18 protein-coding genes are annotated in these 17,656 nt (G+C 66.6%); 11 read left to right on the forward strand and 7 right to left on the reverse strand.

The features are described from left to right. Positions 1 to 1,014: 1,014 nt before the first annotated feature. On the reverse strand, positions 1,015 to 1,182 hold the full coding sequence (locus ACYVLQ_RS24100) for a hypothetical protein (RefSeq protein WP_460699793.1): 168 nt from the start codon (positions 1,180 to 1,182) through the stop codon (positions 1,015 to 1,017). A gap of 220 nt (positions 1,183 to 1,402) precedes the next feature. On the opposite strand from ACYVLQ_RS24100, the gene ACYVLQ_RS24105 reads away from it, so the two are divergent. Genes ACYVLQ_RS24105 through ACYVLQ_RS24115 form a run of 3 tightly spaced genes read left to right on the forward strand, consistent with a single transcriptional unit; the run spans position 1,403 to position 3,073 of the window. Then, positions 1,403 to 1,732: a hypothetical protein gene (locus ACYVLQ_RS24105; RefSeq protein ID WP_460699794.1), complete on the forward strand. Its 330-nt coding sequence runs from the start codon at positions 1,403 to 1,405 to the stop codon at positions 1,730 to 1,732. Beyond that, positions 1,713 to 2,231, forward strand: a complete 519-nt coding sequence (locus ACYVLQ_RS24110) for a DUF6879 family protein (protein WP_460699795.1) — start codon at positions 1,713 to 1,715, stop codon at positions 2,229 to 2,231. The genes ACYVLQ_RS24105 and ACYVLQ_RS24110 overlap by 20 nt, the downstream gene beginning before the upstream one ends. Next, complete coding sequence (locus ACYVLQ_RS24115; RefSeq protein ID WP_460699796.1) at positions 2,228 to 3,073, forward strand: helix-turn-helix domain-containing protein; 846 nt, start codon at positions 2,228 to 2,230, stop codon at positions 3,071 to 3,073. The genes ACYVLQ_RS24110 and ACYVLQ_RS24115 overlap by 4 nt, the downstream gene beginning before the upstream one ends. A gap of 103 nt (positions 3,074 to 3,176) precedes the next feature. On the opposite strand, the gene ACYVLQ_RS24120 is transcribed toward ACYVLQ_RS24115, so the two are convergent. Continuing rightward, on the reverse strand, positions 3,177 to 3,731 hold the full coding sequence (locus ACYVLQ_RS24120; RefSeq protein WP_460699797.1) for a recombinase family protein: 555 nt from the start codon (positions 3,729 to 3,731) through the stop codon (positions 3,177 to 3,179). 599 nt (positions 3,732 to 4,330) lie between these two features. On the opposite strand from ACYVLQ_RS24120, the gene ACYVLQ_RS24125 reads away from it, so the two are divergent. From ACYVLQ_RS24125 to ACYVLQ_RS24145, 5 genes are all read left to right on the forward strand, one after another. Continuing rightward, positions 4,331 to 5,548 (forward strand): AI-2E family transporter, encoded by a 1,218-nt coding sequence (locus ACYVLQ_RS24125; RefSeq protein WP_460699798.1) that lies wholly within the window; start codon positions 4,331 to 4,333, stop codon positions 5,546 to 5,548. Next, on the forward strand, positions 5,532 to 6,710 hold the full coding sequence (gene macS, locus ACYVLQ_RS24130; RefSeq protein WP_460699799.1) for a MacS family sensor histidine kinase: 1,179 nt from the start codon (positions 5,532 to 5,534) through the stop codon (positions 6,708 to 6,710). The genes ACYVLQ_RS24125 and macS overlap by 17 nt, the downstream gene beginning before the upstream one ends. After that, positions 6,707 to 7,375 carry a response regulator gene (locus tag ACYVLQ_RS24135; RefSeq protein WP_460699800.1) on the forward strand — a complete coding sequence of 223 codons (669 nt, stop codon included), beginning with the start codon at positions 6,707 to 6,709 and terminating at the stop codon, positions 7,373 to 7,375. Before macS ends, ACYVLQ_RS24135 begins: the two co-directional genes overlap by 4 nt. A gap of 72 nt (positions 7,376 to 7,447) precedes the next feature. Further along, the gene (locus ACYVLQ_RS24140) at positions 7,448 to 8,146 is read left to right on the forward strand and encodes a DUF1707 SHOCT-like domain-containing protein (RefSeq protein WP_460699801.1); all 699 of its coding nucleotides are present in this window, start codon (positions 7,448 to 7,450) and stop codon (positions 8,144 to 8,146) included. A 36-nt stretch (positions 8,147 to 8,182) separates the two neighbouring features. Then, positions 8,183 to 8,992, forward strand: coding sequence for an alpha/beta fold hydrolase (locus ACYVLQ_RS24145; protein ID WP_460699802.1), 810 nt, complete (start codon positions 8,183 to 8,185; stop codon positions 8,990 to 8,992). Between the two features lie 125 nt (positions 8,993 to 9,117). Here the strand turns inward: ACYVLQ_RS24145 and ACYVLQ_RS24150 are convergent, their stop codons facing one another. The 5 genes from ACYVLQ_RS24150 to ACYVLQ_RS24170 form a co-directional block, all read right to left on the reverse strand. Beyond that, positions 9,118 to 12,681 carry an MMPL family transporter gene (locus tag ACYVLQ_RS24150; protein WP_460699803.1) on the reverse strand — a complete coding sequence of 1,188 codons (3,564 nt, stop codon included), beginning with the start codon at positions 12,679 to 12,681 and terminating at the stop codon, positions 9,118 to 9,120. Beyond that, positions 12,681 to 13,403 carry an NYN domain-containing protein gene (locus ACYVLQ_RS24155; RefSeq protein WP_460699948.1) on the reverse strand — a complete coding sequence of 241 codons (723 nt, stop codon included), beginning with the start codon at positions 13,401 to 13,403 and terminating at the stop codon, positions 12,681 to 12,683. Before ACYVLQ_RS24155 ends, ACYVLQ_RS24150 begins: the two co-directional genes overlap by 1 nt. Positions 13,404 to 13,447: 44 nt before the next feature. After that, positions 13,448 to 14,206, reverse strand: coding sequence for a tRNA (guanosine(46)-N7)-methyltransferase TrmB (gene trmB / locus ACYVLQ_RS24160; RefSeq protein ID WP_460699804.1), 759 nt, complete (start codon positions 14,204 to 14,206; stop codon positions 13,448 to 13,450). Between the two features lie 297 nt (positions 14,207 to 14,503). Further along, a complete protein-coding gene (locus ACYVLQ_RS24165) occupies positions 14,504 to 14,755 on the reverse strand; it encodes a hypothetical protein (protein WP_460699805.1) in 252 nt (83 codons plus the stop codon). A 122-nt stretch (positions 14,756 to 14,877) separates the two neighbouring features. Continuing rightward, positions 14,878 to 15,507, reverse strand: a complete 630-nt coding sequence (locus ACYVLQ_RS24170; RefSeq protein WP_460699806.1) for a DUF4328 domain-containing protein — start codon at positions 15,505 to 15,507, stop codon at positions 14,878 to 14,880. A gap of 258 nt (positions 15,508 to 15,765) precedes the next feature. Here ACYVLQ_RS24170 and ACYVLQ_RS24175 point away from each other — a divergent pair, with 258 nt between their 5' ends. From ACYVLQ_RS24175 to ACYVLQ_RS24185, 3 genes are read left to right on the forward strand one after another with little or no spacing between them, the layout of a single operon-like run. Next, positions 15,766 to 16,086 (forward strand): hypothetical protein, encoded by a 321-nt coding sequence (locus tag ACYVLQ_RS24175; protein ID WP_460699807.1) that lies wholly within the window; start codon positions 15,766 to 15,768, stop codon positions 16,084 to 16,086. Further along, positions 16,083 to 17,510 carry a hypothetical protein gene (locus tag ACYVLQ_RS24180; RefSeq protein WP_460699808.1) on the forward strand — a complete coding sequence of 476 codons (1,428 nt, stop codon included), beginning with the start codon at positions 16,083 to 16,085 and terminating at the stop codon, positions 17,508 to 17,510. Before ACYVLQ_RS24175 ends, ACYVLQ_RS24180 begins: the two co-directional genes overlap by 4 nt. Beyond that, complete coding sequence (locus ACYVLQ_RS24185; RefSeq protein WP_460699809.1) at positions 17,507 to 17,656, forward strand: hypothetical protein; 150 nt, start codon at positions 17,507 to 17,509, stop codon at positions 17,654 to 17,656. The genes ACYVLQ_RS24180 and ACYVLQ_RS24185 overlap by 4 nt, the downstream gene beginning before the upstream one ends.

Genomic DNA, 17,656 nt, shown 5'->3' on the forward strand with positions numbered 1-17,656 from the left:
CGCCGCACTCACCTGCTACAAGAAACTCACGAAGGCGAAATCAGCGACATGAGACACGGTCTTAACCCACTTATATATCCGGTTATCCCAGGGACTGGGAGATAGTTATAGGCAGCGGCCTGGAACCGCTGCCATAGACTAGGTACATGAAGAACGGCCATGCGGGACGGCATGGCCGATAATTAGCACACAGAGACTAGTAATAGAATAGAGGGTAAAGGCAGCGGCTTGGACCGCTGCCATCAATTGGGCTAATGCATTGAGAAGCGGCCATGTATGGGGCATGGCCGGTTCTGATGGATATGTCAATCATGGAGAGCAGCGGCTTGGGGAAACCGCTGCCTTACACTTGTCCATGAACAAGTCCGACCCCGGAAAGGGTCGGGCTCTGGCTGGAGCCCTCCCTTGAGTTAGATAGGTCAGTTATGGCCGCCTCCTTTGACCCGGCGGCTTCGGTATATGTCTAAGTAATACCCAGGGCTATGGCCCCCTCTACCGGGGCCTTGGCCTGCTTCCCTGATAACCGGCCGGTATCCCCCCGGCTGTTTCTCACGTCTTATACCCCTGGGGAGGTGCCCCGGTTCGACCCTTTGTGACCCACCCCTCAGGATACTGTCCACCCGCGCACGCGAGGGGGGACGGGGGGTAAATGGACTTCGCCTGAGCACCTGAGCCGTCTTTCCCATACCCCGACTATGGGTAGGGCGGTGTTCGTCCGTCTGTGAGCTTTCTGGGGCCGCTCTCTCGGCTGCCCTCTGAGTTCTGAACACCCCCGGAAGAACATGCGCGGGAAGACCGGGGGTGTCGAGTGTCGGTTACCGGATACACGCAAGAAACGGAGTCCGGGGGAGCGCGGGCGTCGGCGCACCCTTCAGCCGTCCGCATTCTCCTGCTCGATTCGTTTCCGAATCGCCTGGACAGTCCGGTCCTTCGGTGCACGCTCAGGCCAGAACACGGCGACTACGAAAACGGTCAGCGGTAGAGCGATCACGACGAACAATCCGACTTGCCAGCTCACGATGCCTCCGGCGTAGTCCGGCCGGTCTTCTCCGAGCCAGTCCGGGGGTCTGGGAGGTAGGACTCCATGTAGACCCCGGGACCGTCTTCCGGGTCGGTGTCCCCGTAGTCCTCGACTTCCAGGAAGCCTCCGGGGAACTCGAAGATCCTTGTGCGCCCGTCCATCCCGACTCCTGTAGTCCGCTGTTGGAAGGCGACCCGGAGCCGGGACAGCTCCAGCCGGTCCCGGGTGCCAGCTATGAAGCTACGAAGTGGTTATAGCCCCGGTCCATGCTTATGCTTCAGTATGCTCATATTTGTTGATCCGAGAACACAAGCAGCATAGGTGGGGGATCATGGGTCGTGCGTGGGCATATCTACGCATACGACCGATAGGAGAATGATCATGCGGTTACAGTTCCTCGGCAAGGGAGGCACGACAGGCGGCGGGTGCCCGAGCCTCTACGCCACGGACAGAGGTACATACGTTGTGCAAGGGTGGAAGACAGACGCACCCGAGATCATCGAAATACCGCATTTGCTGCTTGGCTATGCCGAGCCGGACACGTTCATAGGTACGACAATGACAGACACGGGACGCGGAACGTTCATCTTGTCGGGTGTCCCGGTTACGGATGTCGAGGCTCTGGCACAGATGGACATCTATCTGGACGAAACTGCTGTAGAGGTGGGTAAGGTCGAAAGGAAATTCTACGGTGCTACTAGCGCAGGATAAGGAATTTCTGGAACTCTTCTACAACGCGGATCGCGAAGCGTTCCATTTAGAGACGCAGGACACCTACGAGACGCCGGAGGAATCCGAGCCGTTCCGAAAGTTTGTCGAAAACGAACCAGACGACTACGAATGGTTTCGGCCATGGCTTGACCATATTCGGATTACAACCGATCGGGGCGTATCGGTAAAACGTGCTCGTATAGTCACTGTGCCTCATACCGACTATACGCTGTTCGCGAAAGCTGTAGCCCGCTTCAACGTGGAGGCGGGCGAAGATGTCAGGTACCTGTCCCGTCATCTAATAGAGCCTGATTCCCTTACCGCTGATGACTGGTGGTTGTTCGATGACGCGGTTCTAGGCTTCACAGTATTCGAGCCATCTGGGCGTTGGGCTGGCGCTGCTGTCACCACAGACCAAAACATTGTCGAGTACGCCAAGCGTGTAAAAAGCCGTGTTTGGTCACTTGCGACGCCGTTAGGGGAGTATCCCAACCAGTGACTAGCTCGCTTCATGAGGCTAAGGAGGCTCTCGGGGTAAGGCTCCGAGAGCTTCGCCTTAACGCTGGACTGACCGGGAGCGAACTTGCTCGTCTTGCTGGCTGGCATCAAACCAAAGTGTCGAAAATCGAATACGGCAAGACCAAGCCAACCGATGCCGATGTCAGGACTTGGTGCACCCACACAGGTGCCGAGGACCAGCTACCGGACCTGATAGCAACCGTCCGAAATATCGAAGCCGCTTATCTAGAGTGGCGGCGTCTGCTTGGAACGGGCACTAAACGTAGGCAGCAAGCATCGGTAAAGCTGGAGTCGGAGACTCAGTTCATGCGATGGTTCGAACCGGTATTGATACCGGGACTACTGCAAACTGCGGAGTATGCTGAAGAAATCATTCGCAACGTCATCGACTTCTACGGAATAACTGATGACCTGGATGAAGGCGTATCCAAGCGCTTGGAACGTCAGAGAATCCTTTACCAGAAGAATCACAAATTCCATTTCATTATCTCTGAACAAGCGTTGTACACCTCAGTAGGCACCGATGAAGTGATGATCGGGCAGTTGGATCGGTTGCACTCCATCCTAGGTATGCCCCGGATACTCCTGGGGGTCATTCCGGCGGTCACTCGATACCGTGTCCCCATATCGAACTTCATCATGTTCGACAACCGACGTGTCATGGTTGAGAACGTGACGGCAGAACTCACGATCACCCAGCCGCGCGAGATTGCGCTATATAGCCGAGCCTTCGATACGCTTGCCGGTCAGTCTGTAGCTGGAGAGGGAGCGCGACAGCTGATCCGGAAGGCTCTCGAAATCCGGTCTCAGATGGCCCGTTGAGCCCATGTACCCGTCTATCAACAGACGGCATGGGTAGCGGTGATCCAGTCGCTCAGAAACGAAAATAGGCCCCGGTCTTACCGGGGCCTGGTTGGTGTTCGGATCATTCTCCGGAGAGATACCGATACGCAGTAGCCCGAGAGCATCCGAGCATCTTCGCAATGTCCGGGACGCTCACACCCTGCCCCTTCAGCGTGCGAGCCTTCGCCGCGTCGGCATCATCCACCTTGCGAGGACGGCCGCCCCTACGGCCGTTCGCTGCTGCTGCTTCCAGTCCGGCCCGGGTGCGCTCGATCATAGTGTCCCGCTCCAGTTGGGCGAATGCGGCCATGATCGTGAGCATGGCCTTGCCCATTGGTCCGTCTGTGTGCAGTCCCTCGGTGAGGCTCCGGAAGCCGATACCGCGTTCTGTCAGTTGTTCGATGAGCTGGAGAACGTGAACCGTGTTGCGGCCCAACCGATCCAGCTTCCAGACGGTCAGCACATCACCCTCACGAAGATGATCCAGGCACCTGGTCAGCTCCGGCCGTACGGCCTTCGCGCCGGACACACCGTGATCCGTGAACGTGCGCTTGCACCCGGCAGTCTTCAGCGCGTCGAGCTGAAGCTGTGGGTCTTGGTCGGTGGTGCTGACTCGGGCGTATCCGATGAGTGCCACTGATTCGGTCCTGTCTCACAATCCCGTTGATCTAACGGTTTTGAGACTAGAGGTTATGAGACAGGTTTTCAAGACAGTTGGTGTGGTTGTTTGCCGAGGACGGCCGACCTCCGGCCGCACGCTGGTCTCAGTCCCGAGAAGGGTTCGTTTATGAGACACGTATCGGCGTGGCTCTGAGTGCGAGCAGGGGCAGCACTCCGGGTGTGGCGTGCGTGGGGGTGCCCTGGCGTTCGCTCGGGCGTGGGCAGGCTAAGAGAGGCCCGGCAGGCACAGCCGGGCGTGCGTGTAGGTCGGGCGTGTCGGCACAGCCGGTTGCTTACTGGATGGGTCCAACCCCACGGGGGGAACCCTCACCCCCGGCTGAAGGACCGGGCCGTAATGCGGCTGCCAGATCCTGTACGGGTTTCAGGGCTGCGAGAATGCCGCATGTAGGTACTTTGATTGCCCTTGCTTCCAAGGGCGCCGACACGAGGACCAATCTAGCGTTTCGGGCCCTTCCGGACCGCCGGTGCTCCCGTGACGTCGACGGCCCCCCGTCGGTGCACGGCCGTTCCGCGCGGTCACGTGCCCGTGCCGGGTGGTGCGGATAGGCTCGCGGCGTGAGTGACGTGGGGAACGGTCGCGAGCGCTCCGCGCGCCGCGCGGCCGATGCGGTGCATCCGCTGGTGCGGGAGGCGGCGGAGTGGTCCTGGCGGCTGTTGCTGATCCTGGTCGCGGTGTTGTCGGTCGCCTATCTCGCCCAGCGTCTGACCACCGTGGTGATACCGCTGGCGATCGGGCTGCTGCTGGCCGCGCTGCTGTCCCCGGCGGTGGACTGGATGCAGCGGATGGGGCTGCCGCGCGGGCTCGCGGTGCTGGTGGCGCTGGTCGGGTCGCTGGGACTGCTGGCGGGCGTCTTCACCTTCGTCATCGAGCAGTTCGTCAACGGCGTGCCGCAGCTGACCGACGAGTTCAAGACCAGCATCCACACGATTCAGGACTGGCTGATCAACGGGCCCCTGCACCTGAGCGACGACCAGATCCGCAACGCGGGCAACACCATCATCAAAACCCTGGAGTCCAACCAGGATTCGCTCACCAGCGGGGCGCTGACCACTGCGGCGGCGGTCGGGGAGATCCTCACCGGCGCCTTCCTGACCCTGTTCATCGCCATCTTCTTCCTCTACAGCGGCGATCAGATCTGGCAGTACGTCACCCGGATCATTCCGACGGCGCAGCGCGAGCGGGTGCGCCTCGCCGGGCAACTCGGGTTCGGAACGCTGATCGGTTATGTGCGGGCCACCGTGGCGGTGGCCGCGGTGGACGCCATCGGGATCGGGGCGGGGCTGGCGATTCTCAATGTGCCGCTGGCACTGCCGCTGGCATCGCTGGTGTTCATCGGCGCGTTCATTCCGATCATCGGCTCGCTGCTGGCCGGATCGATCGCGGTGTTCCTGGCCCTGATGACCAAGGGCCTGGTGACGGCGCTGATCGTGCTCGGCGTGACGATCGCGGTGATGCAGCTGGAAAGCCATGTGCTGCAACCGCTGCTGCTCGGGCGGGCGGTTCGGATCCATCCGCTGGCGGTGGTGCTGGCGATCACCGCCGGTGTGGTGCTGGCTGGCATCGCCGGGGGCCTGCTCGCGGTGCCGTTCGTGGCGGTGCTCAACACGGCCATTCGCTCCTTGCTGGCCGACAACCCCGAGGAGCTGTACCAGGAACTCAACACGGGCGAGCCAGGGGAGCCGATGTACCACGCGGAGCCCGACGAACCCGGTCAGGATCCGATACCCGGAATCAGTTCGGGCATAAAGGGTTCCGATGCGGGCCCGGACTGACTCCGAATCCGATACCGCCGCGACCACGCCGCTGTGGCGGGCGGTGCAGGTCTTTCGGCTGGTCACCGTCCTGTACGCCGTGGGACAGCAGATCGACTCGGCGGACAACTATCGGGAACCGGGGCTCAGCTGGGCGCTGATCGGGGTGCTCATGGTCTGGTCGGTGATCTCGGCGATTCTGTTGTCGCAGTGGGGGAGTGGCGATGCGGCCCGGCTACGGACGCTCGTGGTGGTCGGTGATCTCACGGTCGTGACAGTGCTGATGGCCAGTACCCGGCTGGTCGCCGATTACGACTGGTACCACGGGCACCAGACGCTGCCGACCACGCTGTGGGCCGCGAACGCGGTGATGTCGGCGGCCATCCTGTGGGGCCCGATCGGCGGCGTGCTCTCGGGGGTCCTGGTGTCCGCGGTGAGCATCGTCGTGCGTGAGCAGTGGGAACTGGATCTGTGGAGCGATGCCACCGCACCGGTGCTGGTGTCGGTGGGGCTGGCCATCGGACTGGCCGCCAACACCGCCCGCCGCGCACAGCGGCAACTGCAGGCCGCGGTGCGCCTGACCGCCGCCGCCGAGGAGCGGGAGCGGCTCGCGCGCGAGGTGCACGACGGCGTGCTGCAGGTGCTCAGCTACATCAAGCGGCGCGGTGCCGAAATAGGCGGTGAGACAGAGGAATTGGCGCTGCATGCCGGAGAACAGGAGGTGGCGCTGCGGGTGCTGATCTCCGAGCAGGGCGGCCGGGCCGAGACCGGCGCCGAGGTGGATCTGCGTCCCCTGCTGACCGCCCGGGCGACCTCGGCGGTCTTCGTCTCCACGCCGGGGGAGGCGGTACCGGTCGGGGAGTGGACGGCCCACGAGATCGCCGCCGCCGTGGCCGCCGCGCTGTCCAACACCGAGCGGCACGCCGGGCCGGGCGCAAAAGCCTATGTCTTGCTGGAAGATATGGGCGATGCTGTGGTTGTCAGCGTTCGCGACGACGGGCCGGGCATCGCGCCCGGCCGCCTCGCCGACGCCGCCGCCGAGGGCCGTATGGGAGTGGCTCGCTCCATCCTCGGCCGCATCGAGGCACTGGGTGGTACGGCGGAACTGCTGACCACGGACGAGGGTACGGAGTGGGAGTTCCGGGTGCCGCGCGGAGCCGGAATCCGGGAGGTGGAGCTATGAGTGAAGACGTTGCCGCCGACAGTATTTCGGTCATGGTGGTGGACGACCACCCCATGTGGCGGGACGGCGTCTCGCGCGATCTCACGGAGGCGGGGTTCCAGGTGACCGCCACCGCGGACGGTGTCGGAGCGGCGACCCGGCGCGCGACCGCCGTGCGCCCCGCCGTCGTCCTGATGGACATGCAGCTGCCCGACGGCAACGGCGCCCAGGCCACCGCCGAGATCCTGCGGGTATCGCCGCGGAGCCGGGTGCTGGTGCTCTCGGCCTCCGCCGAGCGCGACGACGTGCTCGACGCGATCAAGGCCGGCGCCACCGGCTACCTGGTCAAGAGCGCGTCGGCCGCGGAGCTGATCGCCGCCGTCCGCGCCACCGCGGCCGGACAGGCGGTGTTCACCCCCGGTCTCGCGGGTCTGGTGCTCGGCGAGTACCGCCGTATCGCCCAAGCCCCCGCCGACCGCGACGAACCGCACCGCCCGGCCCTCACCGAGCGCGAGACCGAGGTGTTGCGGCTGGTCGCGAAGGGGCTGTCCGCCAAGCAGATCGCCACCCGCCTGAGCCTGAGCCACCGCACGGTGGAGAACCATGTCCAGGCCACCCTGCGCAAGCTGCAGCTCGGCAACCGGGTCGAACTGACCCGCTACGCGATCGAGCAGGGGCTGGAGTAGTAGCGGCGTGGTACTCGCCACTCAGGGATTGCCCTGATGTGCGCGAACACGACCATCGGTACCCTCGATCGCATGGGCGGTGAGACGGTTTCCACTCCTGGTACGCGGCCGGTTCCGGAGTCCGGCAGCCCGGTGGGCGATCGCGATCTCCGGGTGACCGATGCCGAGCGCGAGCATGTCGGCACCCTGCTGCAGCGGGCGGTGGGGCTGGGGATGCTGTCACTGGGTGAGTTCACCGAGCGAATGGATACCGCGCTGGCCGCCAAGACCCGCGGCGAGCTGAACGCGGTGCTGGTCGATCTTCCCGGCATCCGCGTGGCCGGGCAGCCGAGCCCGATGTCGGCGGCGCCACCCCCTAGGCGTCCGATGTTCGGTGGTCCGCCGCCCGCCCCCACGGCCACCGGCAACACCATCCGGGCGCGGCTGTCGGGCGTGACGCGCAAGGGCCGGTGGCAGGTGCCGCCGGTGCTGTATCTGAACAACCTGCTGTCGGGGGTCACCCTCGATTTCACCCAGGCGACGATGTCCACGCAGGTGGTGGAGCTGCACGTGGACGACCTCGGCAGCTCGCTCACCCTCATCGTCCCGGCGGAGGCGACGGTCGACCTCAACGGCCTGGACCTGATCGGTTCCAGCGCGAACAACAAGGTGCGCACCGGCCCGCCCCTCGGCCCGCTGCACGTGGTGGTGCAGGGCAAGCTGCGGTTCGGGTCCGTCACGGCCAAACAGCCTTTCGCCGCGCAGTGGCGCCGCTTGATGTCCGGTTTCTGACCGGCGGCCGTTCCGGCGGGCCGGTACTGTCGGTGCATGGCCGATGGCATGGGCGCGACCGAACCGGAGCCGCAATACCGTGCCGGGCGAGGCGAACCGCTGCTGCTGTTGCACGGGCTGCTGCTGAACTGGCAATCGTGGGGCGGAGTACTCGACGAATTGTCCGGCGACCACGCGGTTTTGGCGCCCACCCTGCCCGGGCACTGGGGCGGGCCGGTGGTGCGGCGCCCGGCCACCTTCGCCGCCCTGGCCGATTTCGCCGAGCAGCTGATGGACGAGACCGGTTGGCAGACAGCGCATCTGGTCGGCAACTCGCTGGGTGGCTGGCTGGCGCTGGAGCTGGCCGCGCGCGGCCGGGCCCGAACGGTGACCGCCGTCGCGCCGGGCGGCATGTGGGATCGCGAGACCCGGGCCGCCGCGCAGCTGCTGCGCAAGTATCGGGCGTTCGCGCCGGTCATCGGCGTCGGCGCGGGTGCGACCCGCACGATGGCGCGCAGCCTGGTGATTCCGCTGCTGTCCTACCGCCCCGCGATGGTCCCGCATCGCCTGGCCACCGCCGTCGCCGCGGCTCCCGGGCACTGCCGCATCGTCGATGATCTCGCCGAAGATCCCGCTCTCGCAACGGGTTTCGGTCGTTTCGCCGACATCTCGACGCCGCTCACCGTCCTGTACTGCGAACACGACCGCGTCCTGCCGCCGCACCTGCACACCGCACCGGCGCAGTCGCCGACCATGCGTTCGGCCACCCTGCTCGGCGTCGGCCACGTCCCCATGCTCGAGGCCCCCGGCCTGGTCGCCGCGGAAATCCGCGCGAGCATCGCCCCCAGACCCGCCGCCGCGACCTGAAGTCGCCCACTCCGAGGCACACGGCCGGGAGCACGCCGGTTTCCGGCGTCAGCGACTGAACGGTGAGCTGCCTGGTGGCGGCGGCCCTCCGCCGGTACTGCCGCGCCGGACCGGCCTGTCGTGACTCAGTCGCGGTTCTGGCGGCGCAACAGCTCGTTGACGCTGACGGTGCGGCCCGCGCCGCCACGGTGCTTGCCCTCGTCGTCGGGATCGGGCTGTTCGGGCTTGCGGCGGGAGGAGCGCAGATCGGCCATCCACCGCTCGATGCTGTTGCGGTTGGAATCGTCCGGCGGATCGGCCTCGTCTTGCGGGGCGGACGGCGCGTCCGGCTCCGCCGACTGCTCGCCCGCCGAGTAAGCCTGATTCCCCTGCGCTGGGTACGCCTGGTGTTCGGGTTCTGAGTGAGGCTGGCTGCCCTGCGCTGGGTACGCCTGGTGTTCGGGTTCTGAGTGAGGCTGGCTGCCCTGCGCTGGGTACGCCTGGTGTTCGGGTTCTGAGTGAGGCTGGCTGCCCTGCGCTGGGTACGCCTGGTGTTCGGGCTCCGAGTAAGCCTGATACCCCTGCGTCGAGTAAGCCTGGTGCTCCGGCTCCGTGGCGGGCTGTTGCTCCGGCGCGGAGAAGGGCCGTTGCGCCGAGTAAGCCTGGTGCTCCGGTGCGGCCTGGGATTGCGGTGTGGGAGAGCCGCTTTCCCGGCGCGGCGTCTCGTGTGGGTGGAACTGTTGGGCGCGGGTGGCCGGGTGTGGCGCCACCTTCGGCGGGTTCGGCTGCGGCGGCAGCACCCGGGGGGTCGTGCCGACGGGCGCGGTGGGCTCCCCCGGCTCCTGTGACCACGTGCGATTCTCCGGCCGCACCGATTCCTGCGGCCGGGCAGGGTCGTCGGACTGGGCCTGGTACTCCGACCGGGCCGATTCCTGCGGCTGCGTCGGCTGCGTCGCGTCGGCCGGATGGCGCGACACGGTCCGCGGCGGGAGCGGGGGACGGGTCGGTTGCGGAGTTGATACTGCCGGTGGCGTCGACGCCGTGAGCCTTTCGAGCCCCGGATCCGACTGCGGCACACCGGCACTCGGCGTCACCCCGATGACCCCGGACTGCGGCTCGATGGACCGCGGCAGCCTCACATTGGTCTGCGGGGTGGTCTGCGGTGTGAATATGCCCGGATCCGCCGCACCGCCCGATCCGGACGGCTTCGGCTGCGACGTACCGAGATTCAGCTTCGGCGCGTCCGGGTTCGCGGACGGAAAGCTCGAAAACGTCTGCGGCCCACCCTGTTCGGAGGTCTCGGATCTCGAGGCGCCGGAAGAGCCGGGGGTGTCGTCCGAGCGCCGAGGCTCGGTCTTGATCACACCCAGCTGCTGCGTGGGCGCATCGCCGTCCACACCGCCGATGAACCGGGGCCGCTTGAGTATCTTGCGGGCGGGTTTCGAGGGGGTGCCGTCGGGCATCACCGGGATCTGCTGGGTCACCGGATCGGTCACCGGAGTGGTCTTCACCAGGTCGACCACCTGGTCGCTGCCCGGACGTTCGTCGTCGAGGATGGGCTCGCCGAGGCCGATCTTCTGCTGGATCTTCTTCATCCACTTCGGCGCCCACCAGCAGTCGTCGCCGAGCAGCTTCATCGTGGCCGGGACGAGCAGCATGCGGAGCACGGTGGCGTCGATGAACAGCGCGGCGATCATGCCGTAGGCGATGTACTGCATCATCACCAGATCGGAGAACGCGAAGGCGCCGGTCACCACCAGCAGAATCAGCGCGGCGGCGGTGATGATGCGCCCGGTCTGCGCGGTGCCGATGCGCACGGCCTCGGTGGTGCTCGCACCCACGGTGCGCGCCTCCACCATGCGGGAGAGCAGGAATACCTCGTAGTCGGTCGACAGGCCGTAGATGATCGCGATGATCAGCACCAACACGGGCGACATGATCGGCTGCGGCGTGAAGTTGAGCAGCCCCGCACCGTGTCCGTCGACGAAGATCCACGTCAGGATGCCGAGCGTGGAGCCAAGGCCCAACGCACTCATCAACGCCGCCTTGATCGGCAGCACCAGCGAACCGAACGTCAGGAACATCAGCAGCGTCGTGACCAGCACGACGAGCGCGATCATGAGCGGCATGCGGTCGAGCAGCGAATCGATGCTGTCCTTCTGCAACGCCGGGGTTCCGGTCACCATGAACTGCATGTCGTCGGGGACCGAGATGTCGTGCCGCAGATAGTCGATGGCCTCGTCGGCGGTGGTGGTCTCGGCGTCCACGAGCGGCGCCTGCGTGGTCCAGACGTTGGACCCGTTGGGCGGCTTGTCCGGCGTCTTGAACTTGCTGTCCAGCCCGGGCGCCTCGTTCGCCTGCTTGAGGACCCCGTAGATCCCGCTCGGATTGTCGGTGACCATGACCAACTGCACCGGATTCGACCGATACTGCGGGAACAGCTTGTCGAACTCCTCCTGCGCCACGCGTGTCGGGTTGTCCGGTGGCAGATAGGTTTCGCTGATTCCGCCGAATTTCAGGTTCTTCACCGGGATGATCAGCAGCAGGAGGATGATCACCAGCGGGATCGAGACCTTCAGCGGATGCTTCATCACCCACTGGGTGCTGCGCCCCCAGAAACCGTTCTCGATCTCCTCGGCGGTCTTGGTCTTGCGGAACCACTTGAGCCCCAGCATGTCCACCCGTCGGCCGAGGATGCCGAGGATCGCGGGTAGCACGGTGAGCGCGGTGAGCGCCGCGAGCAGGACGGTGGCGATGGTGCCGTAGGCGACCGACTTCAGGAAGCCCTGCGGGAAGAGCAGCATGCCCGCACTCGCCGCGATGATCATGGTCGCCGACATCGCCACCGTGCGGCCAGCGGTCATCACCGACCGCCGCACCGCCGCGCCGGTGCTGTAACCCGCTGCGAGTTCTTCGCGGAAGCGGCTGACTATGAACAGGCCGTAATCGATCGCCAAACCCAGCCCGATCATCGACACGACCGGGCTGACGAACGAGTTCACCTCGGTGAACTTGGTGATCCCCATGACGATGCCGTTCGCGCCCAGCACCGTCAGGCCGCCGACGATCAGTGGCAGCGCCGCGGCGACGACCCCGCCGAAGATGAAGAACAGCAGCACCCCGACGACCGGGATGGCGATGATCTCCATCCGCTTCTGGTCTTGAGCCATGGTGTCGTTGAGCGTGCCGGACACCGCCTGCAGGCCAGCCACCTGGACATCCACCCCGGGGATGTCGAAGACATCCTTGACCTTCCGGAAGTTGTTCACCATCTCGGTGTCGTTGTTGCCCGTGATGGCGAGGGTGGCGAAGGTGATCTTCTTGTCCGGGGAGGTGATTCCGGTCGCCAGCCACTGGTTGTTGTTCGAACGCCAATACGCGTAATTGATCTTGTCGATCTGATCGGGATACTGCTGCGGGAGGCTGTACAGAGTGTCGGTGACCTTCCGGCTGAACTCGGGATCATCGACGGTCTTCCCGTCCGGCGCCGTGTAGAGCAGAATCACGTCGCCGGTGTGATCGCGGCCGTAGGCCTCGTCCTTGAGCTCAGCCGCCGCCGTCGACTGGGAAGTCGGGTCGAACCACCCGCTGGCGCTGAGGTGACTTTCGAGACCGAAGCCGAAACCGCCCAGGCCGAGCAGCGCGGCTACCACGGCGCCTAGTACGAGGTAGCGGAATCTGTAGACCAGGTCGCCCCAGCGGGTGAACACTAAGCGACTCCTTGAGCGGGGCGGGAGGTGAGCAGGGCCGACAGCGGGCGGAAGGGCTGCAGCCAGGCTCCTTCTTCGGGCAGGGAGTCGAGGCTGACCCGGGGCAGCGGTTCACGGAACACGCCCGGGATGTCCTCGAGGTCTATGAACTCGAGGATATCGGACGTCACCGCCCAGCTCGCATGCTCGCGGAATCCCAGCACCTGCACGGGAATCCCGCTGGCCGCGAGCTCCTCGAGTGGCTCGCGGAAGGCCTGGCCGTCGGCGGAGGCCACCATGATCCCGGCCAGGCCCGCGCCCCGGCGGCGCGACTCGATATGCGCCAGCATGTCGCTGTCGACATCGGAGTCCTCGTCGATCTTGGGTTTGGCGAAGACCGCGTAGCCGACATTGCGCAGTGCCTCGACCCACGGCCGCACCACGTCGGCGGTGCCGGGCGCGATATTGGTGAACACCGTCGCCTCGGCCTCGACGCGCTGCACGCTGCCCACCGACAGTTCGGCGGTGCGGGCCAGCAGCCACCGGCCGAGGGCATCGAACCGGGGGCGATACGCCGCGGTGGGCCGCCCGCCGAGGATGGCGCCCAGACCCATGTCGAGGTTCGGGGCATCCCAGACCAGGAGCACTCGGCGCACGTCGGTGGTGCCGCCCGGCACCGCGGAAACGCCGGTGCTCCCCGATACGGCGGCGCCGTCGTTCGACTCCGGGGTGGTGCCGTGCATTATTTCGGCAACATCCATGACCTCGTGGGCCATCTCGCTGACGCTCATAATTCGATCTTCCCCCAAATGAGCTCGGTGATGGCGCTTCCGGCGCGATGCGCCTTGCTTTCGAACTTGGTGACGGGGCGATCGACGCCGATCGGAGCCGCGGTCCGGAGGCGTTCCGGATCTCCGCCTGCGGCCTGGTTCAGGCCGATGAACTGGGGTTCTCCCGCGCCGACCTCGGCAATGTGCTCGGCGTAGCCGGCGTGATCGGTAGCCACGTGCAGTACGCCGCCGACCTTCAGGCGACTGGCGATGAGCGTCATCGTGTCCGGCTGCAGCAGCCGCCGCTTGTGGTGGCGGGCCTTCGGCCAGGGATCGGGGAAGAATACGCGGACACCCGATAGCGAATCCTTGGCAATCATATGTTCGAGGACGTCGACGGCGTCGCCCCGCAGCAGCCGGATGTTGTCGATGTGCTCGCGCTCGATGCGCTGCACCAACTGCGCCAGGCCCGGCTGGTAGACCTCGATCCCGATCAGGTCGAACTGCGGTTCGGCCAGTGCCATCGCGGCGGTGGCGGTGCCCGTACCGCACCCGATCTCGACGATCAGGGGCGCCCGGCGACCGAACCAGGCCGCGGTGTCGAGCGGATCGTCGGACACCTCGCGCCCGATGCGCGGCCACGTCCGGTCCCAGGCCAGCTGCTGATTGGGGGTGAGGGCGCCCCGCCGGGACCGGAAGCTGGTCACCCGCGGGTGAAGTCGTGAGCCGTTCGAGCGACCGGTGGCGGGGTTCGCGGCGTCGTTCACGGCGTCCATTGTCCAGTATTCGATGACATCGTATAAACCCCTGGTCAGGCTGCTGACGTGAGCGCGTCGGACCCCGAGACCGGTACATTACCGGGATTTTCCGGGTTCAGGAACTCGGGGACCCCTGCGTTGTCGACCACGCCTCGAACGTACCCATTCGGATCGACGGACCGGCGCTGGGCCAGCGATCCGGCGCCGATGAGCCCGGGCGGAACGGTGCTCCGGCGAGCGTCGCCGGGGTTGATGCCGTGATTCTCGCCACGGTCGCGCACCAGCGGGAGCGGCGTCCGAGTGAACGGCGCCCGATCAGGAGGCGGCCGTGTTGCTCACCGCTCGGCTGTGCGACCCGATCTTCCCCACATTCCCGGCCCGTCGCTGTGCGTGCGGGCCTTCGATCTGGGCCAGTTCCCGCTCGATCGCGTGGGCCGCGGCGACCAATCCCGCGGCGCGAAGTTCGGCGATGCGCTGTAGTACGGCCGCGGATGTCCCGCGCTCGGATATGACGTCGGCCAGGCTGATCCGTTGTCCTATGTCCGTATGACTCGGTGCCCTGTGCATTCCTGCCAGCCTTCCCACACTCCAGCAACGGCCGCTCCCCGTCGCGTCGGGGCACTGCTCCGTGACTACACACTGCCCGAACGGATGCGGTTCGCACATCGGCAATTCATGGCGAGTATTACCTAAGTGATGCTGGTCCACGCCCTTTGCGACCGGCCGGTACGGATGATGACGACGGCCAGGGCGATCGCGGCCACACAGAACAGCACGACGGCGACACTGCGCCCCGCGCTGTATTGGAACAGCGCGTCGAGGTCGGCGTCGTTCATGGTCTGGATCGTCCGGCCGCGACGGGGACGCAGGGCGATCGTCGACACCCAGAACGATCCCCAGGCCAGTAGCCAGGCCGACCACCAAACCAGCACGGCCGCACCGCCTCCCGCGCGCCGCGGCGACGACGCCCGGTCGATGTCGTGCACGAAGAGCGCGGGGAACCACAGCAGGACGGGCGGTACCGGCCACGACCACAGCGCCCACGTCGCCGAGAGCCGCTGCGGCGACGGACTGTGCGCGTCGATATTGGCCCGCGCCCGCCCGAGCCACACCACCAGCACGATCCAGGCGGCCAGCATCACCACGAACGCCGCGGGCCACAGGCCGACCTCGATCGGCCCCAACGTGTTTCGTCCGGCCGCGTAGGTATCGCGGCCGACCGTGCCGCGGACCCGGGACGCCACCGCCGCGTAGCCGATCCAGCGCAGGAGCAGTGCTACCGACAGCATGGCGCACGCCGTTCCGATCAGCACCACCACAGCGGCTCCGAGTCCGCCGAGGGGGCGAGGTTCCTGGGCTGCACGCACGGTGGGGGCCGGAGGCGTTCGGGGCTGGTTCGCGTTCATGGCCGGGTAAACCGCGCAGATACCGAGAAGGTTGGGTTGGACGACGTTCCCCCAACCTTTTCGGCCTCCAGAGGGTCCCCATTAATGCGCATAGGTGCGCGCGGCGCGGCCGATAGGCTCGGCGGCGTGATCGCGCGTCCGTGTCGATGGTCGGCAGAGAGGAGCTTTCGGGTGGACTCGCAGGAAGATTCGCAGATCATCGCCGAGATGCCCGCATCCGAGGCCATCGACCGTGTCCGGGCGCACGTGACCGACCGGCGATTGGATACCACCGGCTATCCGCTGGCGCGGCTGACGGCGGCCCGGATCGATGCGGGGTGGATGGTGTATGTGCCGGTGCCGCGCGGCGAGATCGCGATCGGCCGGGCGATCTTCTACGTCGCCGACGACGGCGTGCTCGAACAATCGTCGTCCTCTGTCGCGCCATCGGAGTACGTGAAAGGCTTCCGGCAGCGCTACCACCGGCGGCAGGGGCGGAAGGACGCCGAGTGAGCGAGCCCGGAGTGGACGAGCCCGTCGAGCCGGCCGCTCGGATAGTGCACCGGTTGCGTGCGTCGCTGCCGCCGGGCTGGCGGCGGGCGGAGGCGTGGTTCGCGATGACCGTGGTCGCCGAGGCAGCGCTCCTGACCGTCGACGACGGCGCCCGGTCGATTCGGTGTCAGGTGCCGGAGCCGGTATGGGACGCGGTTCGTCGGCACCGGCAAATGTCGGCGCTGTCGGAGGACGGGCCGTGGTGGCGGTTGTCGGTGCGGATCGGCGGGGCCGATACCGCTGTCGTCCCTGATCGTGGTGAGCAGCCGTTCCCCGGCGAGCAGTTGTTCGCACCGGAGGCCTACCTCGCCGACCTGGAAGTCCATCCCCGGGAGCGGCTTCCGGTGTGGCTGGCCGCCTACGTCGGCCGCGGCGAACCGCAGTCGCGCCCGCCGCGCCGTGCCGTCGAGCAGATGCGGGCGGATGAGCGCGCGGGCGTGCGCGCGACGGTCGTGGAGGGCGAACTGCCGGATCTTCCGGTGCTGTGGGCGCGGTGGGCGGTCCTGTCGGCGGCTTTCGTGGCCGTCGGGTCGGCCCGGGGACCACGGATCGCTCCCGCTGTCGGTCTGTTCGAAAACGCCGCGCACAGCGGTTCGACGCTGGCCGTGCTGCCCGGAGACCGAGCGGTGCTATCGGGGGGTGTCTGGGGCGCGCCAGCGCTGGACGCCGCCTACAACTCCGGAGCGGCGATGCCGAATCTCTTTGCGGGCGCGCCGGATTGGGTCGCGGACCCGGTGCTGAACCCCCGGGTGGCCACCGGCCTGCTGAGCTTTTGCTACTGGTGGGAGGCCGGGCGGTGGTTTCGCGGCGAGTCGGCGCCGATGCCGGAGTGCGCACCGGCGGTGCCCGCCGTGTGGACCGCCGACACCGCGGCGGACGTCATCGGCAGCCTGACACCCGACCGGTCGGACGCGCCGCGGGCCGCCGCGCGACTGGTGGCCGCGGCCCAGATCGGTACCGTGACACCCGAAGCGATCGCGCAGGTCTTCGGTGACGACGAGCGAGTGGACATCGGCGGCGCGCTGTTCCAGCTCATGGTCGCGGGCCTGATCTCGGAGCAGACGGGGCGGATCACCGAGGCGAAGGCCGTCGATCTGGTCCGGGACCATATTCTCCGGCGGCGTTACGACACAACGGATTACCCGCTGTCGAGCCTGCGAGCCGAACGTATCGACGTGGGCTGGCTGGTGCGGTCGCCGGTGCCCGGCGGGGAAGCCCTGCTCGATCGCGCGGTCTTCTATGTCGCCGACGATGGTGTCGTGGAGCGCTCGGCCTCCTCGGTGCCGCTGTCGGTGTTCGTGGCCGGTTTCGAGCGACGGTTCCGGCGGCGCCGGGTCCGCATGGCCGGACTCGAGGGTGGTCCCGGGAGCAAGGCGCGGTCGTGAGCGGCCGACTGCGGCTGGATACGGAACTGCGTGACAGCCTGGCCTACGCCGTGTCCGCCGATGTCGTGCCGCGTGGCGACGCGGCCGGTATGCGGGCCGGGACGCTGTATGGGCTCGTCTTCGATGCGGCTCCGGCGCGAGGGTAG

The organism is Nocardia thraciensis (genome assembly GCF_054782435.1).